Origin of the sequence: Hymenobacter negativus, assembly GCF_016056375.1 — a bacterium.
Classification (GTDB): Bacteria; Bacteroidota; Bacteroidia; order Cytophagales; family Hymenobacteraceae; genus Hymenobacter; species Hymenobacter negativus_A.
Window position 1 is genome coordinate 489462 of sequence record NZ_JAEDAE010000002.1, and the last position, 18142, is coordinate 507603.

13 protein-coding genes are annotated in these 18142 nt (G+C 63.3%); 7 read left to right on the top strand and 6 right to left on the bottom strand.

The features are described 5' to 3' along the window. Positions 1-60 precede the first annotated feature (60 nt). Positions 61-2163: a M13 family metallopeptidase gene (locus I7X13_RS06980; RefSeq protein ID WP_198066770.1), complete on the top strand. Its 2103-nt coding sequence runs from the start codon at positions 61-63 to the stop codon at positions 2161-2163. A 129-nt stretch (positions 2164-2292) separates the two neighbouring features. Here the strand turns inward: I7X13_RS06980 and I7X13_RS06985 are convergent, their stop codons facing one another. Beyond that, entirely contained in the window at positions 2293-3036 is a 744-nt protein-coding gene (locus I7X13_RS06985) for a peptidylprolyl isomerase (RefSeq protein WP_198074907.1), read from the bottom strand. Between the two features lie 124 nt (positions 3037-3160). Continuing rightward, positions 3161-4360 carry a zinc dependent phospholipase C family protein gene (locus I7X13_RS06990; RefSeq protein WP_198074908.1) on the bottom strand — a complete coding sequence of 400 codons (1200 nt, stop codon included), beginning with the start codon at positions 4358-4360 and terminating at the stop codon, positions 3161-3163. A gap of 132 nt (positions 4361-4492) precedes the next feature. Here I7X13_RS06990 and I7X13_RS06995 point away from each other — a divergent pair, with 132 nt between their 5' ends. Continuing rightward, positions 4493-5107, top strand: coding sequence for a hypothetical protein (locus tag I7X13_RS06995; protein WP_198074909.1), 615 nt, complete (start codon positions 4493-4495; stop codon positions 5105-5107). Here I7X13_RS06995 and I7X13_RS07000 read toward each other — a convergent pair. Continuing rightward, the gene (locus I7X13_RS07000; RefSeq protein WP_198066766.1) at positions 5104-5661 is read right to left on the bottom strand and encodes a CinA family protein; all 558 of its coding nucleotides are present in this window, start codon (positions 5659-5661) and stop codon (positions 5104-5106) included. The two genes, I7X13_RS06995 and I7X13_RS07000, sit on opposite strands and share 4 nt — an antisense overlap. A gap of 126 nt (positions 5662-5787) precedes the next feature. Further along, positions 5788-7050, bottom strand: a complete 1263-nt coding sequence (locus I7X13_RS07005) for a metal-dependent hydrolase family protein (RefSeq protein ID WP_233454697.1) — start codon at positions 7048-7050, stop codon at positions 5788-5790. A gap of 243 nt (positions 7051-7293) precedes the next feature. Between I7X13_RS07005 and I7X13_RS07010 the strand changes: the two genes are divergently transcribed. The 5 genes from I7X13_RS07010 to I7X13_RS07030 all read left to right on the top strand — a co-directional run bounded on the left by I7X13_RS07010 (position 7294) and on the right by I7X13_RS07030 (position 17041). Continuing rightward, entirely contained in the window at positions 7294-7548 is a 255-nt protein-coding gene (locus tag I7X13_RS07010; RefSeq protein ID WP_198074911.1) for an acyl-CoA-binding protein, read from the top strand. A gap of 75 nt (positions 7549-7623) precedes the next feature. Further along, positions 7624-8670, top strand: a complete 1047-nt coding sequence (locus tag I7X13_RS07015) for a hypothetical protein (protein WP_198074912.1) — start codon at positions 7624-7626, stop codon at positions 8668-8670. A gap of 191 nt (positions 8671-8861) precedes the next feature. After that, the gene (locus I7X13_RS07020; RefSeq protein WP_198074913.1) at positions 8862-11525 is read left to right on the top strand and encodes a T9SS type A sorting domain-containing protein; all 2664 of its coding nucleotides are present in this window, start codon (positions 8862-8864) and stop codon (positions 11523-11525) included. Positions 11526-11590: 65 nt separating this feature from the next. Next, a complete protein-coding gene (locus tag I7X13_RS07025; RefSeq protein WP_198074914.1) occupies positions 11591-14260 on the top strand; it encodes a T9SS type A sorting domain-containing protein in 2670 nt (889 codons plus the stop codon). Positions 14261-14320: 60 nt separating this feature from the next. Further along, a complete protein-coding gene (locus tag I7X13_RS07030) occupies positions 14321-17041 on the top strand; it encodes a T9SS type A sorting domain-containing protein (RefSeq protein WP_198074915.1) in 2721 nt (906 codons plus the stop codon). Positions 17042-17115: 74 nt separating this feature from the next. On the opposite strand, the gene I7X13_RS07035 is transcribed toward I7X13_RS07030, so the two are convergent. Together I7X13_RS07035 and I7X13_RS07040 are read right to left on the bottom strand one after the other, a co-directional pair. Further along, positions 17116-17346 carry a CDGSH iron-sulfur domain-containing protein gene (locus I7X13_RS07035; RefSeq protein ID WP_198066760.1) on the bottom strand — a complete coding sequence of 77 codons (231 nt, stop codon included), beginning with the start codon at positions 17344-17346 and terminating at the stop codon, positions 17116-17118. Positions 17347-17505: 159 nt separating this feature from the next. Then, on the bottom strand, positions 17506-18033 hold the full coding sequence (locus tag I7X13_RS07040) for a GNAT family N-acetyltransferase (protein ID WP_198066759.1): 528 nt from the start codon (positions 18031-18033) through the stop codon (positions 17506-17508). Between the last annotated feature and the right edge of the window lie 109 nt (positions 18034-18142).

Below are 18142 nucleotides of genomic sequence, written 5' to 3' on the forward strand. Positions count from 1 at the left end.
TTCGGCAAGCTCAGCATGACGTTCTTTTTTGTTTCTAATCCTTTTTCTTCCCAATCAACTATGTCTAACCATTCCTTTGCCGGCCGCGTGGCACTATCGGCGGCGGTGCTGGCCCTGGTGGCCGGCGCGGCGCAGGCCCAGACCAAAATCAAAACCAAGAGCAGCAGCGACGGCAAGCAGAAAACCACCGTGCCGGCCACCGTGGGCCAGACGGGCACCGGCATCTCGCTGGCCAACATGGACAAGTCGGTGTCGCCGTGCGACAACTTCTTTCAGTTTGCTTCGGGTACCTGGCTGAAAAACAACCCCATCCCGGCCGCCGAAACCCGTTGGGGCGCTTTCAACGAGCTGGCCGACCGCAACCAGGCCATCGAGCGCCGCATTCTGGAGAAAGCCGCCAACGACCGCATGGCCAAGCCCGGCACCAACCTCCAGAAAGTAGGCGACTTTTACGCCGCCGCCATGGATTCGATGGCCATCGAAAAAGCCGGCCTGAAGTACCTGCAGCCGCGCCTCAACCAGATTGCCGCCATCAACGACCTGCCCACCATGCAGCACTACCTGGCCGACCCCCGCTCGTTCGGGACCGGCTGGTACGGCTTCGGCGTGAGCCAGGACAGCAAAAACAGCACGCAGTACGCCGTGCGCATGGGCCAGGGTGGCCTGTCGCTGCCCGACCGCGACTACTACCTGAAGGACGACGCCCGCTCGAAAGCCATTCGCGCCGCCTACCAGAACTACCAGGTCAACATCTTCAAGATGCTGGGCGACGACCAGGCCACGGCCGAGAAAAACGCCGCCGCCGTTACCCGCATCGAAACCCGCCTGGCCAAAGCCTCCCGCAGCCGCGTGGCCCTGCGCGAGCGCGAGAAGAACTACAACAAGATGACGGTAGAGCAGGCCACGGCCGACTACCCAAACCTGAACATCCCACTGCTGCTCAAGGACAGTGGGCTGAATGGCGTGAAGGAAATCATCGTGGGCCAGCCCGAATTCCTGACCGAGGTGAGCACCATGTTCAAAGAAGAGCCGTTGGCCGACCAGAAGCAATACCTGCGCTGGCACCTGGTGAGCGGCGTGACCTCGGCCCTGCCCAAAGCCTACGGCGATGAAACTTTCAAATTCAGCCAGGTGCTCACGGGGGCCAAGCAGCAGCAGCCCCGCTGGAAGCGTGCCCTCCGCGCTACCGACGGAGCGCTGGGTGAAGCTTTTGGCCAACTCTACGTAGACGAGGCGTTCAGCCCGGCCGCCAAGGCCCGCGCCAAGGTGATGGTGGAAAACCTGCGTCAGGCCTATGCCGAGCGCATTCAGGCCACCGAGTGGATGAGCGCCGCCACCAAAGCCGAGGCGCTGAAAAAGCTCAATGCCTTCGCCGTAAAAATCGGTTATCCCGACAAATGGAAGGATTATTCGGCCCTGAAAATTTCGCGTGAAAGTGCGCTTAACAACCTGTTTGCCACGGCCGAATGGGCGTCGAAAGACAACCTGAGCAAGTTTGGCAAGCCGATTGACCGCGGCGAATGGGGCATGACCCCGCCCACGGTAAATGCTTACTACAACTCGAGCATGAACGAAATTGTGTTCCCGGCCGGCATTTTGCAGCCCCCGTTCTACGACCCCAAGGCCGATGATGCGGTGAACTACGGCGGCATCGGCGCCGTGATTGGCCACGAGATGACCCACGGCTTCGACGACCAGGGCCGCAAATCGGACGCCAGCGGCAACCTGCGCGACTGGTGGACCAAGGAGGACGGCGAGAAATTTATGGCCAAAGCCGCCGTGGTGGGCAAGCAGTTTGATGCTTTCTCGCCGCTGGACTCGGTGCACGTGAACGGCAACCTGACGATGGGCGAAAACCTCGCCGACCTTGGCGGCCTCACCATCGCGCACCAAGCCTTCCAGAAAACGGCGCAGGCCAAGGCCGGCAAGCCGATTGACGGCTTCACGCCAGAGCAGCGCTTCTTCTTGGGCTACGCCCAAATCTGGCGCTCGAACCAGCGCCCGGAAGCCCTGCGCCAGCAGATTCAGACCGACCCGCACTCGCCCGGCCAGTACCGCACCAACGGTCCGCTGCAAAACATGCCGGAGTTTCACCAGGCCTTTGGCTGCAAGGAAGGCGACAAGATGGTGCGCTCCGCCGCCGACCGCGCCAAAATCTGGTAAGCTGTTTGCACTAGGATAATTGAATCACGCACGGGAAACTGTTTCCGCGCCCGATACGAGAAGGTCCGCTCCCCCTGGGGGCGGGCCTTTTTACGTAAAAGCGCTCCACTCGCAATGACAGGCGGTGCCTCACTTCACCACTTCCACCTTCATGGTGATGTCCTTCACCGGCCACTTGTCGGATTCGACGGGTTCGTTGGAAATCTTGTCCACTACGTCCTGGCCTTCGATGACTTCACCGAACACCGTGTATTGGCCATCGAGCGAGGGCACGCCGCCCACGGCGGCATAGGCTTTCACCTGCGCGGGCGTGAGCTTGCGGCCGGCCATGGCCTGCGACTGGAACGGGGCCATTTTTTCGCCCACCACGAAGTAAAAATCGGTATTGGACGACAGGCGGCCGGGGTTCTGCTCGTCATCGTAGCGGGCCATGCCCAGGGCGCCTTTGTGGTGGAAGTGCTCTGGCCGAATTTCAGGCGGCAGGCGGTAGCGCTTCAGCCGGATGGTGCGGGCGTTGTAGGTCTGGCCGCCCTGCACCGCAAAATTCTTCACCACGCGGTTGAACATGGTTTCGTCGAACACGCCCTTGCGGGCCAGCAGCAGGAAATTGGCCTTGTGAATGGGCGTATCGTCGTACAGCCGCACCCGGATGTTGCCCAGCCGCGTCTTCACCAATACTTCGGAGCCGGGGTATTGCTTGCCGTAGGCCAGCAGCGCGGCCGGCGCGGCGCTGTCGGTGAGGGTAGCCAGGTCGGGGCCGGGCACCACGGGCCTGGCAGTGGTGGGGGCGGTGGCCGGCGGGGCCTGGTTGCAGGCGGCCAGCAGGCCCAGGCCGAGCAGCAGGCGGCCAGCAGAGAAAACAGATGTACGCATAGCGGTGGGGCCGAAAAGTGGCCCAAGGTAAGACGAGGAGCCGGCCTTATCGGTTGGCTCAAGCCCAAAAAAGCCCGCGCTGTGAAGCGCGGGCTTTCAGGTCGAAATTATTACTCAGGCGAGCTTACCAGGACGGCGTGCTGGCTTTCTGCTTGGCTTTTTCGCTGCCGGCCTTGGTTTTTACCTTCACCTTTACTTTCTCCACCGGAGCGGCGGGAGTGGTAGCGGCGGCAGGTGCAGCGGGCGTGGGCTCGGGTGTCGCTTCGGCTTCGGCGGGCGGCTCGGCCATGTCTTTGGCCGATTTGATTTCGTCCACCGCTTCCACCTTTTTCACCTTTTGCTGGGCCAGCAGGAGCTGGTCCTGGGCCAGGGTGTTCTTTTTCCAGGCCGAAACTTCGGTGCTGAGCTTCTCTTTTTCTTCCTTGGTGGGCTTGCTGGGCGTCATCATGCTGCCGAGGTCGGGCTTGCCTGCGTCCTGCCAAGCCGTGAGCCAGAGCGAGGCCACCATGGTGGTGGCTTCCTTCATGCGGTTATCCACCATGCCGCCCACTTCCTTTTCGTACTCGGCCGCGAAGGCGTCAGAGTAGCGGCGCGAGGTTTTGCCGTACTTGTGCGAGAACGTGAAGCGCACGTCAGGCTTCATCACTTTCTCGATTTTGCTGGCCCGGTCAAAGGTTTCGCCCAGGAAGCCGTAGCTGCGCTGCACCGTGGTCCAAACGGCATTCAGCGGGTCTTTGATGTACTTGGCGTCCTCGGCCGTGAGGTTGTAGTCGTTGATGTATTTCTCGGGCAACTGGCTTTCCCAGAGGCTGTGCAGGCCCTTCTGGTCGGTGAGCTGGCCGTCGTAGTTAATGGTGGTGTGCAGCGGCACAAACGAGTCGGCCACGTAGTGGCTCAGCTCGGCCGAGTACTTCACGATGTTCAGCGTATCGCGCTGGCGGAAGGCCTCGGTCAGGTTGTCCTTCATCTCCAGTATCACCCACGGCACGGTGCCGTACTTCTTAAGCGTATCGGCCGAGAACTTGGCCACGGCCTCGTCGTACTGGCGCGGCATCTTGCCGAAAGGGTTGCTTTCGGAGTAATGGTCCATGTCGATGAAGTGCTTGGGCGCTTCGGTGGGGTCGTCGTTGCGGCGCTCGTCGGGGGCAGTGCTCAGGCGCACTACCTCGGCCATGTGGCGGAAGTAAAAGGCCTGCATGGTGGCCGGCAGCTCGTACACGGCAATCTGCGTGATGGTGCGGTGGCCGAAAAAGCCCCAGCCGCTCGCGGTGCCGTGGGCCAGGATGAGGGCCGCGAGCAGCAGCGGCAACAACGTTTTTTTCATGAATGCGGGAATGATTACGGGACCCGGGATAGTTCCCCTGGCCAAAGTTCGGCACTGGCCGTCACATTCAGAAGCCCTGACCTTGGGGGCGCCATTAGGGCGTCCCGTACCTTCGCGGCTCAAATAGCTGATATGAACTACACGCGTCGCTTGTTAGTAGGAGTATTGAGTTTGCTGGCCGCACCGGCCGCCGCCCAGATATTCACCATCCCGCCCGGGGCCTACCGCACCGGCGCGGCCTACCACCGCAAGCAGCCCCAGCCTGCCGGCCTCGATGCCACTTACCCCGACAAGCGCGGTCAGCTGGTGGTAGTGGTGCCGCGCGGCACCAAAACCGCCAAGCTGCGCGTGGCTCCCGACAGCGTGTGGGGCTACGTGTCGGCCAAGGGCCGCACCTTCCGCCTGTTTCGCAATGAGGAATATCGCCTCGAATACGCTGACACGCTCTGTATCTACAGCAGCAGCAACATCATGGCTGGTAGCGACCGTGATGGCAACAATTTGCGCACGCCCGGCGCCAATGCTCTGGGGCCGTACACGGCACCGCGCTATTTCTTTAGCCGGGGCCTCAACGGACTCATTTTTCCCCTGACCACGCGCTACCTGCGCGAAGCCTACGAGGCCAGCAACCCCGGCTTCATCGCCGCCATCGGCAGGCTAAATATCGGCCAGAGCCTGGTGGATTTCGACCGTAAAACCGGCCTGTTTCGCGTGACCACGCTATACCGCGACGAGGCCGGGCACTAATGCTTGCTGGCCGGTATCGTCTTGGCTGCCACATGGCTGCTGGGTACGGCCGGTGCGGCCAGGGCCGCCACTTGTCGTCGCTGCAGCAGGTCCGCAATTTTTTCGTAAACGAAATTGGCCGCCAGCTCGCGCAGCTTATCGGCGGTGCCCTCCAGTTGTGCGCGGTATTCGTGGGCGTGACCATCTACCAGGACGGTGACAAAAACGGTGCCCATGGGCTTGTCAGGCGTTTCGGAGGCGCCGGGTCCGCACAGGCCGGTCACGGCGGCGCATACATCGGCGGGCAGGTGCTGGTACAGGCCCAGCACCATTTCGTTGGTGGTTTGCTGGCTTTCGGCCGAATAGGTGGCGAGCGTGGCTTTCTTCACGCCCAGCAGGCGTTGCTTGGCCTCGGGATGGTAGGTTACCACAGACCCCAGCAGCACTTCGCTCACGCCGGTGGCCGACGCCAGCTGCGCCGCTACCAGGCCGCAGGTGCAGCTTTCGGCCAGCGCTAAGGTGATTTTTTGCTGCAAAAACTGCTCAACCAACGCATTCAAATCAGGGGTTTTCATAGGATGGGGCGGACGGAGATAAGTCCTTCACATACGCCGCCGCCCGCCGCTGAGGTTGCGGCCGAGCTTACCTTATTTCTCAGTCAAAAACCGCCTAAGCACCACCGTAATGGCCGATTACAGCGGCTATTCCTGTCGATAAGCCACGCCGGCTTTCATCACGAACTTCGGGCGCATCAGAGCCGAAATATCCTGCAACGGGTCGCCATCCAGCGCCACGATGTCGGCCAGCTTGCCGGCCTCGATGGCCCCCAAATCGGTGGTTTCGCCTAGCAGCCCGGCGGCGTTGAGGGTGGCTGTGCGGATGGCCTCAAGCGGGCTCATGCCGGCCTCCGTCATGTAGCCGAACTCCCGGGCATTCTGGCCGTGGCGGTACACGCCGGCATCGGTGCCAAACGCTACCCGCACGCCCGCCTTGGTGGCGCGGCTGAACGTGCCCTGCATCTTGGTACCCACATCGAGGGCTTTGCGGGCAATAACGGGCGGAAAGTAGCCGGGCCGCAACCGTGCGGTATCGGCCACCGACTTGCCGGCGATGAGCGTGGGCACGTACCAGGTGCGGCTTTTGGCCATGAGCCGGATGGCTTCGTCGTCCATCAATGAGCCGTGGTCGATGCTGGTCACGCCGGCTCGCACGGCCCGCTTGATGCCCTCGGCGCCGTGCGCGTGGCAGGCCACGCGCAGGCCCAAATCTTTCGCGGTTTCCACTACGGCGCGGATTTCTTCTTCGGTGTACTGCGCGCCGGTGCCGTCTTTGCTCAGGTCGAGCACGCCGCCGGTGCTGGCAATCTTGATGAGGTCGGCCCCGCGCTTAAACTGCTCGCGCACGGCCTGGCGGCACTGGTCGGGGCCGTTGGCAAGGTAAATGGGGTGGCCAGCTTTGGTGAGCTGGTCTTCGTTGAGGCCGTCGGTTTCGTCCATGTGCCCGCCGGTGGCCGAGATGGCCGTGCCCGCCGAGAAGATGCGCGGCCCCGGCACCAGGCCCTGGGCCACGGCGTTGCGCAGGCTGGTGTTCACGCCCGAGCCGCCGCAGTCGCGCACCGTAGTGAAGCCGGCCCGCAGCGTGGTGAGGGCATAGCCTTGGGCGCGGTAGGCCACGTCGGCTGGGTTGAGGGTGAACTGCTCGCGGAAGTTGTTGCGGCTCGACTCCGATTCGAGGTGCACGTGGCAGTCGATGAGGCCGGGCAGCACGGTGCGGCTTTCGAGGTTGATAACCTTGTCCTGCGGGCCCGTGGCGGCGGTGTAGCCGGCTTGCACGGCCGTAATCCGGTCGCGCTCAACCACAATCGTTTGCTGGGCCAGCAGCTTGCCGCTGCGCACGTCCAGCAGGTGGCCGCAGTGCAGGTAGGTTTTCTGAGCGAAAGCGGTGGGGGCGGTTAGCAGAGACATGGCCGTGGCTAAAGCAGGAATAGATTTGCGCGTCATATGGTGGATTGGTGGATGGGCGGAGTGGTGGTATAAAAGAACGTCATGGCGAGCGAAGTTGAAGCAGCTCTGTCGCGCAAGTAAACCAAACGATTCAACGAAGCGGTAGGGCTGCTTCGACTTCGCTCGGCATGACGTTCTTTGCGTTGTTCTGTCTAATCCAGTAGCCCACCAACCCACTCATCCACTAATTCACCAACTCACCATATGACCACGCAAGAAGAATTCGACGCGGCCAGCCAGCGCGCCCAGCAACTGCCCACTAAGCCCTCCAACATGATTCTGCTCCAGCTGTATGCCCTCTACAAACAGGCCACCGAAGGCGACGTAACCGGCGACCGCCCCGGCGGCTTCGACTTCAAAGCCATTGCTAAATTCGACGCCTGGAATGGCTTGAAGGGCACCAGCAAAGAAGCAGCCCGCCAGCAGTACGTAGAGCTGGTCAGCGAGCTGGCGGGGTAATTCGCGGAGTGACTGAGTGGCTGAGTGAATAAAACCTCAATTACTCAGCTACTCAGTCACTCAATCACTCAGTGGATGATGGACATCTCCCGCAAAAAGCCGCCGTACCCCATCACGCCGGCCCTGCGCCAATACCTGCGCGCCTACGACCGCGAAACTCCGCTGCCCGTGACCTACGCCGATTTGCGGCAGTTCACGGGCTCGTTTCCGCTGCTGGACCGGACCGGGAAAGACACGCTCTGGCAAACGGTGCACTTCGAGCCGCAAACCCTGCGCGAGCTCAGCCAGGGCCTTACGGAAGTGTACGCGCTGCTGAAAACGGCCGGCGACCTGTCCTTCTCCAAGCACCTCGTGGCCGACCGCATCGATTACTGCGAGTTTGGCAACTCGCGGCCGTTCCGGGTGCGCATCGTGAACCAGCTCAACGACAACTACGACTACTTCTACGTGAAGCAGGCCGACGCCTCGCGCCTCTACGGCCTGGAGCTGGAGCACCTGCTCTCGCCCAACTCGCTCACGTTTCTGGTGAGCGGCGACACGCTCATTGAGGAGCACATCGTGGGCATTCCGGGCGATGATTTCATCCGGCACCACCTGAGCCAGCCGCACCTCAACCAGGTGCGCATTGCCAAGGAGTTTGTAAAGTTCAACGAACGCTGCTTCGTGCGGCTGCTGGGCGATATGCGGGCCTATAATTACGTCATCGCCGTGACGCCCGACTTCGAGGACGAGCAGTACCGGGTGCGGGCCATCGACTTTGACCAGCAGAGCTACGAGGGCCGCCGCACCATGTACCTGCCCCAGTTTTTCAAGGATAATGCCGAGGTGGTGGCCATGTGCGCCCGCCACCTCAAGCCCGAAACCCTGCGCCAGTACCAGACCGAGGAGCGCGCCCTGATGGCCCGCCGCGCCCGCGCCGAGCGCCACCGCCTGCGCGACCTACTGGAAGCCATGCGCCGCCACGACCTGGCCCCGCCCGAGAAGGTGGCCCAGCTCAAGGCCGAGCTGGGCCGCTACCACCACACCGACGCTTTCGAGAAGTGCGATTCGATGGGCGACGTGGTGCGCCAGAACCTGTGGCTGATGCTGGGGGCCAGCGGCGCGTTTCGGGCGGCGGGGTAGGGGGAGTAGGGAATTCTAATGACAGACGACCGACTTATTCGGGCTGGTGGCGCAGTATCGGAAAGCCTGGCACGGGCCCCAAAAGAATAGCCCGCTAGCGAACCGCAAGCGCCTCCGGCTCCGCAGCCGGAGGCGCTTTGCAGTTTGGGCGGTGTATCTTCCCTCTCTATTTCAACTCCTTTCCAATTACGATGAAAGAAGCTCTACTGCCCGGGCTACTGGCACTGCTGCTGGTGCTGAGCCTGGGCGGCCCGGCCCATGCCGCCGTCCCGCCGCCCGCCCCTGGCCGCTCCCTGGCCGAAGCCCTTAACCCCGACGGCACACTACGGGCCGGCCTGAATGGCTCCTTCGATGCCCGCGCCTTTCGGATGCAGACCGCGCCCGATGGGCGGCCGGTGTTCCGGCCGGCGGGCGTGGCCGGGGCCGGCGATGAGCGGTGGGCCAATGGGTTTGGAGTCCGGGACGGAGTGGACGGCTATGTGGCCGCCATTGCGCAATTTGGCGTTCATGTGTACATCGGGGGCAGTTTCACGGCTGCCGGGAACGTGCCGGCCAATTGCTTGGCCCACTGGGACGGCACGGCCTGGAGCGCAATGGGGGCCGGAGTGCCCGTAAACCCAAGCGGGGCGCTGAGCGTAACCGCGCTGGCCGTGGCGTCCAACGGGGAAGTGTATGCTGGCGGGGTATTCAACCAGATTGGCAATGTGGCGGCCAACAACGTGGCGCGTTGGAACGGTACTGCCTGGAACACATTGGGAAGCGGGCCAACCAACGGCACGGACGGCGGGGTCAGGGCGTTGGCCGTGGCTGCCAACGGGAACGTGTACGCCGGGGGCACGTTTGGCAACGCCGGCAATGTGGCGGCCATTGGCGTGGCGCGCTGGAACGGCGCCACGTGGAGCTCCCTGGGCACGGGCACGGCCAACGGGATATGGGGTGGGTCGGTGTGGAGTCTGGCGTTGGGGGCAAACGGGGTGGTGTACATAGGAGGCGATTTTCTGCAGGCGGGCGGCTTGCTGGGTACTTCTTTTGTAGCCAAGTGGAGTGGCACCGCGTGGAGCGGCCTGAACAACAGCAGCGTCAGTACGGGCCTCAACGCGGTGGTGTACGACCTGGCCGTGGCGCCCAACGGGGATTTGTATGCGTGCGGTGGCTTCAGCCAGGCCGGCGGTGCGCCGGCCAACTACGTGGCCCGGTGGAACGGCACCGCCTGGAACAGCCCGGGCATGGGAGGAGCCGTCAGCTTTGGCTACGGGCCGAGGGCGCTTGCCATTGCCTCTTCCGGCGAGGTGTACGTGAGTGGGACGCTCGTGACAGCAGGGGCAACAACCAGCACCACCGTAGCGACGTGGAATGGCACGGCCTGGAACTTGGTGCCCGGCGCGCCGTCCGTGAACAAAATAGTGACTACGCCTGCCGGCGACCTGTACGTGGGCGGGTACTTCTCGCAGGCCGGTGGGGCGCCCGTGAACAACATTGCCCGGCTAGCGGGCGGGACGTGGAGTGCCCTTGGTCCGGGCGTGGGCCTCGGCCTGCACGGGTACGCCGGCTTCGACGTTTCAGTGCAGGCCGTGGTGGTGGCGCCCAGCGGACTGGTGTACGTAGGAGGTGCTTTTCGTTTGGCCGGGGGCACTTTGGCCAATAACGTTGCTTGTTGGGACGGCAATAATTGGCAGGCGCTGGGAGCCGGGCCCACCAACGGAACCAATGCAACGGTGAAGGCGCTGGCGGTGGCTCCCAACGGCGACGTGTACGTAGGCGGGGAATTCACCTTGGCCGGCGGGGCGGTGGCCAATCGGGTGGCCCGCTGGAATGGCACCGCCTGGAATGCGCTGGGGAGCGGCGCTGCTAATGGCTTCAACTACGGGGCGGTGAACGGGCTGGCCCTGGCTCCAACAGGGGAGCTCTACGCAGGGGGTAGCTTCGACCGGGCCGGCAACAACATTTACGCAAATGGCATTGCCAAATGGGACGGTACCGCTTGGAGTGCGATGGGCACGGGGCTTGGCAGCGGTGGAACCTACTCAACCGGAGAAGTAGCCGCTGTGGCGGTAGCTCCCAACGGGACTGTGTATGCGGGTGGCAGCTTTTCCCGAAGCAAGCGTGGACCCACTGATTTTATTGCCCGTTGGAGCGGCACCGCCTGGGTGGCCTTAGCCACGGGAAGCTACTACGACGTAGGCGGCCCGGTCAGTGCGTTGGCCGTGGCCGCCAACGGCGACTTGTACGTAGGAGGCGATTTTACGCTGGCCAATGCTGTTCCGGTCAACTACCTGGCTCGCTGGAATGGGATTGGCTGGAGCGGGGTAGGAACGTCCACGCCCAGTGGCATCAACGTTGCAGTTACCACGCTGGCCTTAGGAGCGGCTGGAGAAATATACATAGGCACGAGCTTTCGGCCGCTTGCCGGCATCACAGTGGCCAACCGCATAGCTAAATGGAACGGCACGGCATGGAGCAGCCTGGGCACCGGCTTAAATGGGTTAGTAGGTGCACTGGCCGTGGGAAGTACCGGGAAGCTGTATGCTGGGGGGAGCTTCACGGCCACCGGCGATGGAAGTAAATTCACTGCTCGCTTCGGCATCTACGACCCTGCCGCAACCCTGTCCACCACAACAGCCCGCGCCACGCCGGCCGCGCAGCTCTACCCCAACCCGGCCCACGGCACGGCCACGTTGCGCCTGCCCGCCGGCGCGCCCCGCCAGCCCCTGACGCTCACCGACGCGCTGGGCCGCCCCGTGCGCCGCTACCCCGCCCCAACCAGTGCCGAGGCCGAGCTGGACCTGCGCGGCCTGCCCGCCGGCACCTACGTGGTGCGCTGCGGCCAGCTCTCCCAGTGCCTGGTGGTGGAGTAGGGGCCGCCACATGCTTTTATCGCTCCTAGTAACTCACATTTTCTCTTTCCCTTTCCACATTACCGATGAAGAAAAAATTACTGCCCGCACTACTTATGCTGCTGCTGGTGCTGGGCCTGTGCGGTTCGGCCCACGCCGCCACCCCACCTGCCCCCGGCCGCTCCCTGGCCGAAGCCCTCAACCCGGACGGCACCCTGAAAACCGGCCTGAATGGCTCCTTCGATGCCCGCGCTTTTCGGATGCACACCGCGCCCGATGGGCAGCCGGTGTTCCGGCCGGCGGGCGTGGCCGGGGCCGGTGATGAGCGGTGGCAAGACGGGTTTGGTCTGCCGAATGGCACCGATGCGGAAGTGCTGGCTGTGCTGTCGGTTGGCAACACTATCTACATTGGGGGTTCCTTCACGGTGGTGGGAACGGTGCCGGCCCGGTGCGTGGCCAAATGGGACGGCACGTCGTGGAGCGGCCTGGGGGCAGGGGTAGGGGACTTAAGCGTATATGGCGGCGTGGATGGGGGCGTGTATGCTCTGGCCGTCGCGGCCAACGGCGATGTGTATGCGGGCGGCAAGTTTACCCAAGCCAGCGGGGTGCCTGCAACCAACGTGGCCCGGTGGAACGGCACGGCTTGGAGTGCCCTCGGCGCGGGCCTGTACCGGAGCGGAGGGGGAGCTTCGGCCGTTTACGCCCTGCTGGCCGGTCCCGGCGGGGCCATGTATGCGGGTGGAAATTTTACCCAGGCCGGTGGGGTGGCCACTCAGGGCATTGCCCAATGGAATGGTACGGCCTGGAGCTTTCTCGGCACTACTACTTACAACGGGGTAAACAGCAACGTCAACTCTTTGGCGTTGGCGGCCAACGGCGACCTATACGTAGGCGGACAGTTTACCCAGGCCGGGGCAGTTAATGCCAATCGCATTGCCCGCTGGAACGGCACGACGTGGAGCGCCCTCGGCGCGGGCATCGGCAGTGTAGGCAGCGACATGGTGGCCGCCCTGGCCGTAGCGTCCAACGGCGACCTCTACGCAGCGGGTAGCTTTATTCGGGCTGGCAGCGTCACTGCCAATGCCATTGCCAAATGGAATGGCACGACGTGGAGCGCGCTAATTGCCAACCCCAGCACCGGCCAGGGCAATGGGGTGAATAGCTACGTGTATTCGCTGGCCCTGGCTCCTAACGGCGACCTTTACGTGGGAGGCATTTTTACCCAGGCCGGCCTGACGGCGGTTAGCCGCGTGGCTCGCTGGACCGGTACGACCTGGGTGGCTCTGGGCACCGGCGTGGGCACGGGCCTGGGCGTGGAGGCCCTGGCCGTAGCGGCCAACGGCGATGTGTACGCGGGCGGGCAGTTTGGCCAGGCCGGCGGGGTGCCGACCGAAAACCTGGCCCGCTGGACCAACTCGGCCTGGGCTTCCGCCCCCGGCACCAGCCAGATTAGCGGGGTAAATGCGTCGGTTTCGGCCTTGGCCATAGCGCCCAATGGCGACGTGTACGTGGGCGGGCAGTTTGGCCGGGCCGGTGGGGTGGCCGCCAATGCCATTGCCAAGTGGAATGGCACGGCGTGGAGCGCGCTCGGTACGGGCATGGCCACCAGCGGAACCACCGCGCCTCGGGTGTCGGCGCTGGCCGTGGCCGCTAATGGCGACGTGTACGCTGGGGGCAGCTTTACCCGGGCCGGCGGCGTAGCGGTGAGCAACGTAGCCAAGTGGAATGGTACGGCCTGGAGCGCCCTCGGCACGGGCATGGCCACCAATAATGCCAGTGCCGCCTTTGTCACGGTCCTGACCGCGGCCCCGAACGGCGACATCTACGCCGGCGGCAATTTTGTGCAGATAGGCGGCGTGACGGCCAACTTCGTGGCTCGTTGGAATGGCACCACCTGGAATTCGCTGGGCACGGGTACCGCCAATGGCGTGTTTGGAACCACCCAGGCCATTGCCCTTGCTCCCAATGCCGACGTGTATGTAGCAGGCTACATCAACCAGGCCGGTGGGGTGGCCGTCAACTACGTAGCCAAGTGGAATGGTACGAACTGGAGCGCCCTGGGCACGGGAGCCACCAATGGCGCCAACAGCACCATTCTTGCCCTGGCCGTGGCGACCAATGGCGACCTCTACGCCGCTGGCTCCTTCAACCAGGCCGGCGGCGTCGCGGCCAATCGGGTGGCCCGCTGGAATGGCAGCACCTGGAGCCCCCTCGGTACCGGCCTGGGCACGCTGGTGTCCGATGCCGGTTTTGCGCTGGCCGTAGCCCCCAATGGCGACCTTTACGCGGCAGGACAGTTTACCCAGAGCGGGGGCGTAGCCACCAATTACATCGCCCGGTGGAACGGCACATCCTGGAGTGCGCTCGGCACGGGGCTGAACAACGCGCCCGCAGATTTGGTGGTGGGAGCCAATGGTAAGCTCTATGCCGGGGGCATTTTCACGACTACCGGCGACGGCCGCAAAGCCTCTCCCTACTTTGCCATCTACGACCCCGCCGCAACCCTGTCCACCACAACAGCCCGCGCCACGCCGGCCGCGCAGCTCTACCCCAACCCGGCCCACGGCACGGCCACGCTGCGCCTGCCCGCCGGCGCGCCCCGCCAGCCCCTGACGCTCACCGACGCGCTGGGCCGCCCCGTGCGCCGCTACCCCGCCCCAACCAGTGCCGAGGCCGAGCTGGACCTGCGCGGCCTGCCCGCCGGCACCTACGTGGTGCGTTGCGGCCAGCTCTCCCAGCGCTTGGTGGTGGAGTAGAAAGGGCATACCTTCATTTCTCTGCAATCCTACTGACTCCTTCTCTTTTCCACATTACCAATGAAAAACGACTTACTGCACTCGCTACTGACGCTGCTATTAGTGCTGGGCCTAGTGGGCCCGGCCCGCGCCGCCACCCCGCCGCCGCCCGCCGGCCGCCCTCTTGCCGAAGCCCTCAACCCGGACGGCACCCTGAAAGCTGGGGCCAATGGCTCGTTTGACGCTCACCAGTTTCGGATGCGCACCGCGCCCGATGGGCGGCCCGTGTTCAGCGCGGCTGGCGTGGCTGGGGTGGGCGATGAGAGGTGGCAGGGTGGGTTTGAATCGACTGTCGGTGGCGTCGGTGGCGTCGTACGTACCGTAGTGCGGTCAGGGACTGATGTGTATATCGGGGGCGACTTTACGACAGTAGGTAATTTAGTTGCCAACCATGTGGCGAAGTGGAACGGCACGGCGTGGAGCAGTCTGGGAACGGGCGTAGCCAACGGGGTCGATAGGTCGGTTTACGCGCTGGCCTTGGCTGGCAACGGGGATGTGTACGTAGGCGGCATGTTTACGCAGGCGGGCGGGGCAGCAGCCAATCGGGTAGCCCGTTGGAGCGGCACTGGTTGGAGCGCGCTCGGCACGGGCGTAAGCAATGGCAGTGTCAGCGGCCCATGGGACTCCTACGTGTATGCACTAGCGGTTGCCAGCAATGGTACTGTGTATGCAGGCGGAATTTTCAGCGAGGCTGGCGGGGGAACGGCCAATTGTGTTGCCAAGTGGGACGGCACCGCTTGGAACCCGCTCGGCACGGGATCAGCCAACGGAGTAAGCGGTGGAAATGCCGTGGGCATCAACGGTGCCCTATACACTTCCGTCAATGTGCTGGCGGTTGCCGGAAATGGGAACGTGTACGTGGGCGGGGTCTTCAACCGGGCCGGCAACGTGGTGGCTAACCGGGTGGCTCGGTGGGACGGCACGGCCTGGAATCCGCTCGGTACGGGCGTGAGCAATGGCAGTGGCTCAAACTTAATCGTTTACGCCATGGCGTTGGCCAGCAACGGGGACGTTTATGTGGGCGGTACGTTCACACAAGCGGGTGGAGCAGCGGCCAACCAAGTGGCCCGGTGGGACGGCACCGCTTGGAGTAGTCTGGGTACGGGGGCTGCCAATGGTACGGACGGCAGCACCGGCTCCGTCTACTCGTTAGTCGTAGCCAACAACGGGGACGTGTACGTCGGCGGCGACTTTACCAAGGCGGGCGGTGTAACAGCCAACCAGGTGGCCAAATGGAACGGTACGGCCTGGAGTGGCTTTGGCCCGGATGCAGGCAATGGATATGTGGGTGCGCTGGCCCTGGCGGCCAATAGCGACGTGTATGTGGGCGGCGGCTTCACCCGATTTGGAGGCGTAGCTGCTGGAAGTATGGCCCGGTGGAACGGCACCGCCTGGAGCCCGCTCGGTACGTCATCAGTTGCCGGATACGTGAATACGGTGGCGGTGGCCGGCAATGGAGACGTGTATGTGGGGGGACAGTTCAATGAAGCGGGTGGCGTGATTGCCAACAAGGTGGCAATGTGGAATGGCACCGCCTGGAGTAGTTTGGGTACGGGCGCGGCCAATGGCTTGGATGGCGACGTTTCCGCGCTGGCGGTGGCCCCCAACGGGGATGTGTACGTGGGTGGTTTCTTTAGCCATGCAGGCGGTGTTGCCGCCAGTCACATAGCCAAATGGGACGGCACAGCTTGGAACTCGCTTGGCACAGGTGCGGCCAATGGAGTGGGCAATGGGATTGCAGGTCGTATCGTCTTGGCGTTGGCAGTGGCCAGCAACGGCGACCTATTTGTCGGTGGCGAATTCACTTCGGCCGGTGGGAGAGCAGCCAACTGCGTGGCGAAGTGGAATGGTACCACTTGGAGCGTACTCGGAACAGGAATAACCAATGGGTTGAATTATCAAAATGTGGCTGCCCTGGCAGTGGCCAGCAACGGGGACGTGTATGCCGGCGGCACTTTTACGCAGGCCGGTGGAGTAACCGCTAACTGTGTGGCCAAGTGGAATGGCACCGCTTGGAGCAGCCTCGGCACGGGCGTAGCCAACGGAATAGTAGCCAACATCGGGAGCTACACGGTCTGCACGCTGGCCATCGCTGGCAATGGAGATGTGTACGTGGGCGGGCAGTTCAGCGTAGCCGGTGGCACAGCCGCCAACAACTTAGCTAAATGGAATGGCACCGCTTGGAGCAGCCTTGTCATGGGGGGGGCTAACGGCGTGAACTCAGGTTCAGGTATCAACACCTTGGTGGTGGCCAGTAACGGGGATGTGTACGCGGGCGGCTATTTCACGCAGGCTAGCGGGGGCGTAGCTAATAATGTGGCCCGATGGGACGGCACCGCTTGGAGCAGCTTGGGCACCGGGCTAAATGGCAGCGTTAACAAGCTTGCCTTTGGGTCCGCTGGTAAACTGTATGTTGGGGGCACGTTTTCCACAACGGGTGACGGCAGCAAATTTTTAAGGTCTTTCGCTATCTACGACCCCAACGCCCCACTAGCTACAACCCCAACAGATGCACGTGTTGCAGCTACGCTCTACCCCAACCCGGCCCACGGCACGGCCACGCTGCGCCTGCCCGCCGGCGCGCCCCGCCAGCCCCTGACGCTCACCGACGCGCTGGGCCGCCCCGTGCGCCGCTACCCCGCCCCAACCAGTGCCGAGGCCGAGCTCGACCTGCGCGGCCTGCCCGCCGGCACCTACGTGGTGCGCTGCGGCCAGCTTTCCCAGCGCCTGGTAGTGGAGTAAACAATATTCATTCAACAACAAAAAGCCCGCTGGTCAATTGGCCAGCGGGCTTTTTTTATGATGCAGATGCCGGATTACACGGCCGGCTTGGGCGCGGGCAAGTCAAACGCCACGGCGGCGTGCTCGAAATGGCCCTTGTGCGAGCCGTCGCAGAAAGGCTTCTGCTTGGACAGCCCGCAGCGGCAGATGCTGATGCGCTGGCGTCCGCCAAGGCCGTAGGGCTGGCCGTCGGCGTCTACGAGTTCGATGTCTTCGCCCTCTACGCGGAGGGAGCCGTTGGAAAGGACGGTGAGTTTGGTGGCCATATTGGGAGGGTTGGATTTTAAGGATTGAATGTTGAATTATCAGTTGTCTGTCATCCTGAGCGGAGCGAAGGACCTGCTCACGACTAAAGGGTTTGCAGCAATCTAAATGCAGCAAACGCGGGAAGGTCCTTTGCTCAGCTCAGGGTGATAAAGAGAAAATTATAACGCTTTCCGCATTACGTAGTCGTTCATGAAATACGGCCCAATCGGCACGTCCACCTCGCGCTGGCGCACGAAGCCGCGCCGTTCGTAGAAGGCAATGGCGGGGTTGTAGCGGTTCACGTTCAGGTCCAGAAACTGGCCGCCGGCGGTGCGGGCCGCGTTTTCCACGGCCTCGATAAGGTGCACCCCCAAGCCCTGGCCCTGGCGCGTGGGCAGCACGTAAATCTTGTGCAGCTTGTAGCCGGTACCGCTGCCGTCCTCGGCTGGCAGCGGGCCGAAGGAGGCAAAGCCGGCCGGCTCGCCCTCGACCCGCGCAATGAGAAACACGTGGTGTTGTTCCACCATCTGCCGTTTCAGGGCAGCCGGCGAGTAAATTACCCGGTACATGTATTCCAGCTGCTCCTCCGAAATGATGAAGCGGTAGGTAGGCTCCCAGGTAGCCTCGGCCAGCTGAATAATGGTCGGAATGTCGTTGAGCGTGGCGGGCTCAATGCGCGGCGGCGCGGCAGGGGCGTCAGAAGTCATAAGCGGTAAAACACGAAATTGCGGCGAAAAAACCGAAACCGGCCCGTCCACAGGCATACGGTTGGCCCGTTCCTTGCGTTTAAGCCCGCAAACCTTCGTTTTTTTTCGT

What these genes read in the sequence shown, in the direction of transcription:
- I7X13_RS06980 (WP_198066770.1), top strand. Translation starts at nt 61, where the DNA reads ATGTCTAACCATTCCTTTGCCGGCCGCGTGGCACTATCGGCGGCGGTG.
- I7X13_RS06985 (WP_198074907.1), bottom strand. Translation starts at nt 3,036, where the DNA reads ATGCGTACATCTGTTTTCTCTGCTGGCCGCCTGCTGCTCGGCCTGGGC.
- I7X13_RS06990 (WP_198074908.1), bottom strand. Translation starts at nt 4,360, where the DNA reads ATGAAAAAAACGTTGTTGCCGCTGCTGCTCGCGGCCCTCATCCTGGCC.
- I7X13_RS06995 (WP_198074909.1), top strand. Translation starts at nt 4,493, where the DNA reads ATGAACTACACGCGTCGCTTGTTAGTAGGAGTATTGAGTTTGCTGGCC.
- I7X13_RS07000 (WP_198066766.1), bottom strand. Translation starts at nt 5,661, where the DNA reads ATGAAAACCCCTGATTTGAATGCGTTGGTTGAGCAGTTTTTGCAGCAA.
- I7X13_RS07005 (WP_233454697.1), bottom strand. Translation starts at nt 7,050, where the DNA reads ATGTCTCTGCTAACCGCCCCCACCGCTTTCGCTCAGAAAACCTACCTG.
- I7X13_RS07010 (WP_198074911.1), top strand. Translation starts at nt 7,294, where the DNA reads ATGACCACGCAAGAAGAATTCGACGCGGCCAGCCAGCGCGCCCAGCAA.
- I7X13_RS07015 (WP_198074912.1), top strand. Translation starts at nt 7,624, where the DNA reads ATGATGGACATCTCCCGCAAAAAGCCGCCGTACCCCATCACGCCGGCC.
- I7X13_RS07020 (WP_198074913.1), top strand. Translation starts at nt 8,862, where the DNA reads ATGAAAGAAGCTCTACTGCCCGGGCTACTGGCACTGCTGCTGGTGCTG.
- I7X13_RS07025 (WP_198074914.1), top strand. Translation starts at nt 11,591, where the DNA reads ATGAAGAAAAAATTACTGCCCGCACTACTTATGCTGCTGCTGGTGCTG.
- I7X13_RS07030 (WP_198074915.1), top strand. Translation starts at nt 14,321, where the DNA reads ATGAAAAACGACTTACTGCACTCGCTACTGACGCTGCTATTAGTGCTG.
- I7X13_RS07035 (WP_198066760.1), bottom strand. Translation starts at nt 17,346, where the DNA reads ATGGCCACCAAACTCACCGTCCTTTCCAACGGCTCCCTCCGCGTAGAG.
- I7X13_RS07040 (WP_198066759.1), bottom strand. Translation starts at nt 18,033, where the DNA reads ATGACTTCTGACGCCCCTGCCGCGCCGCCGCGCATTGAGCCCGCCACG.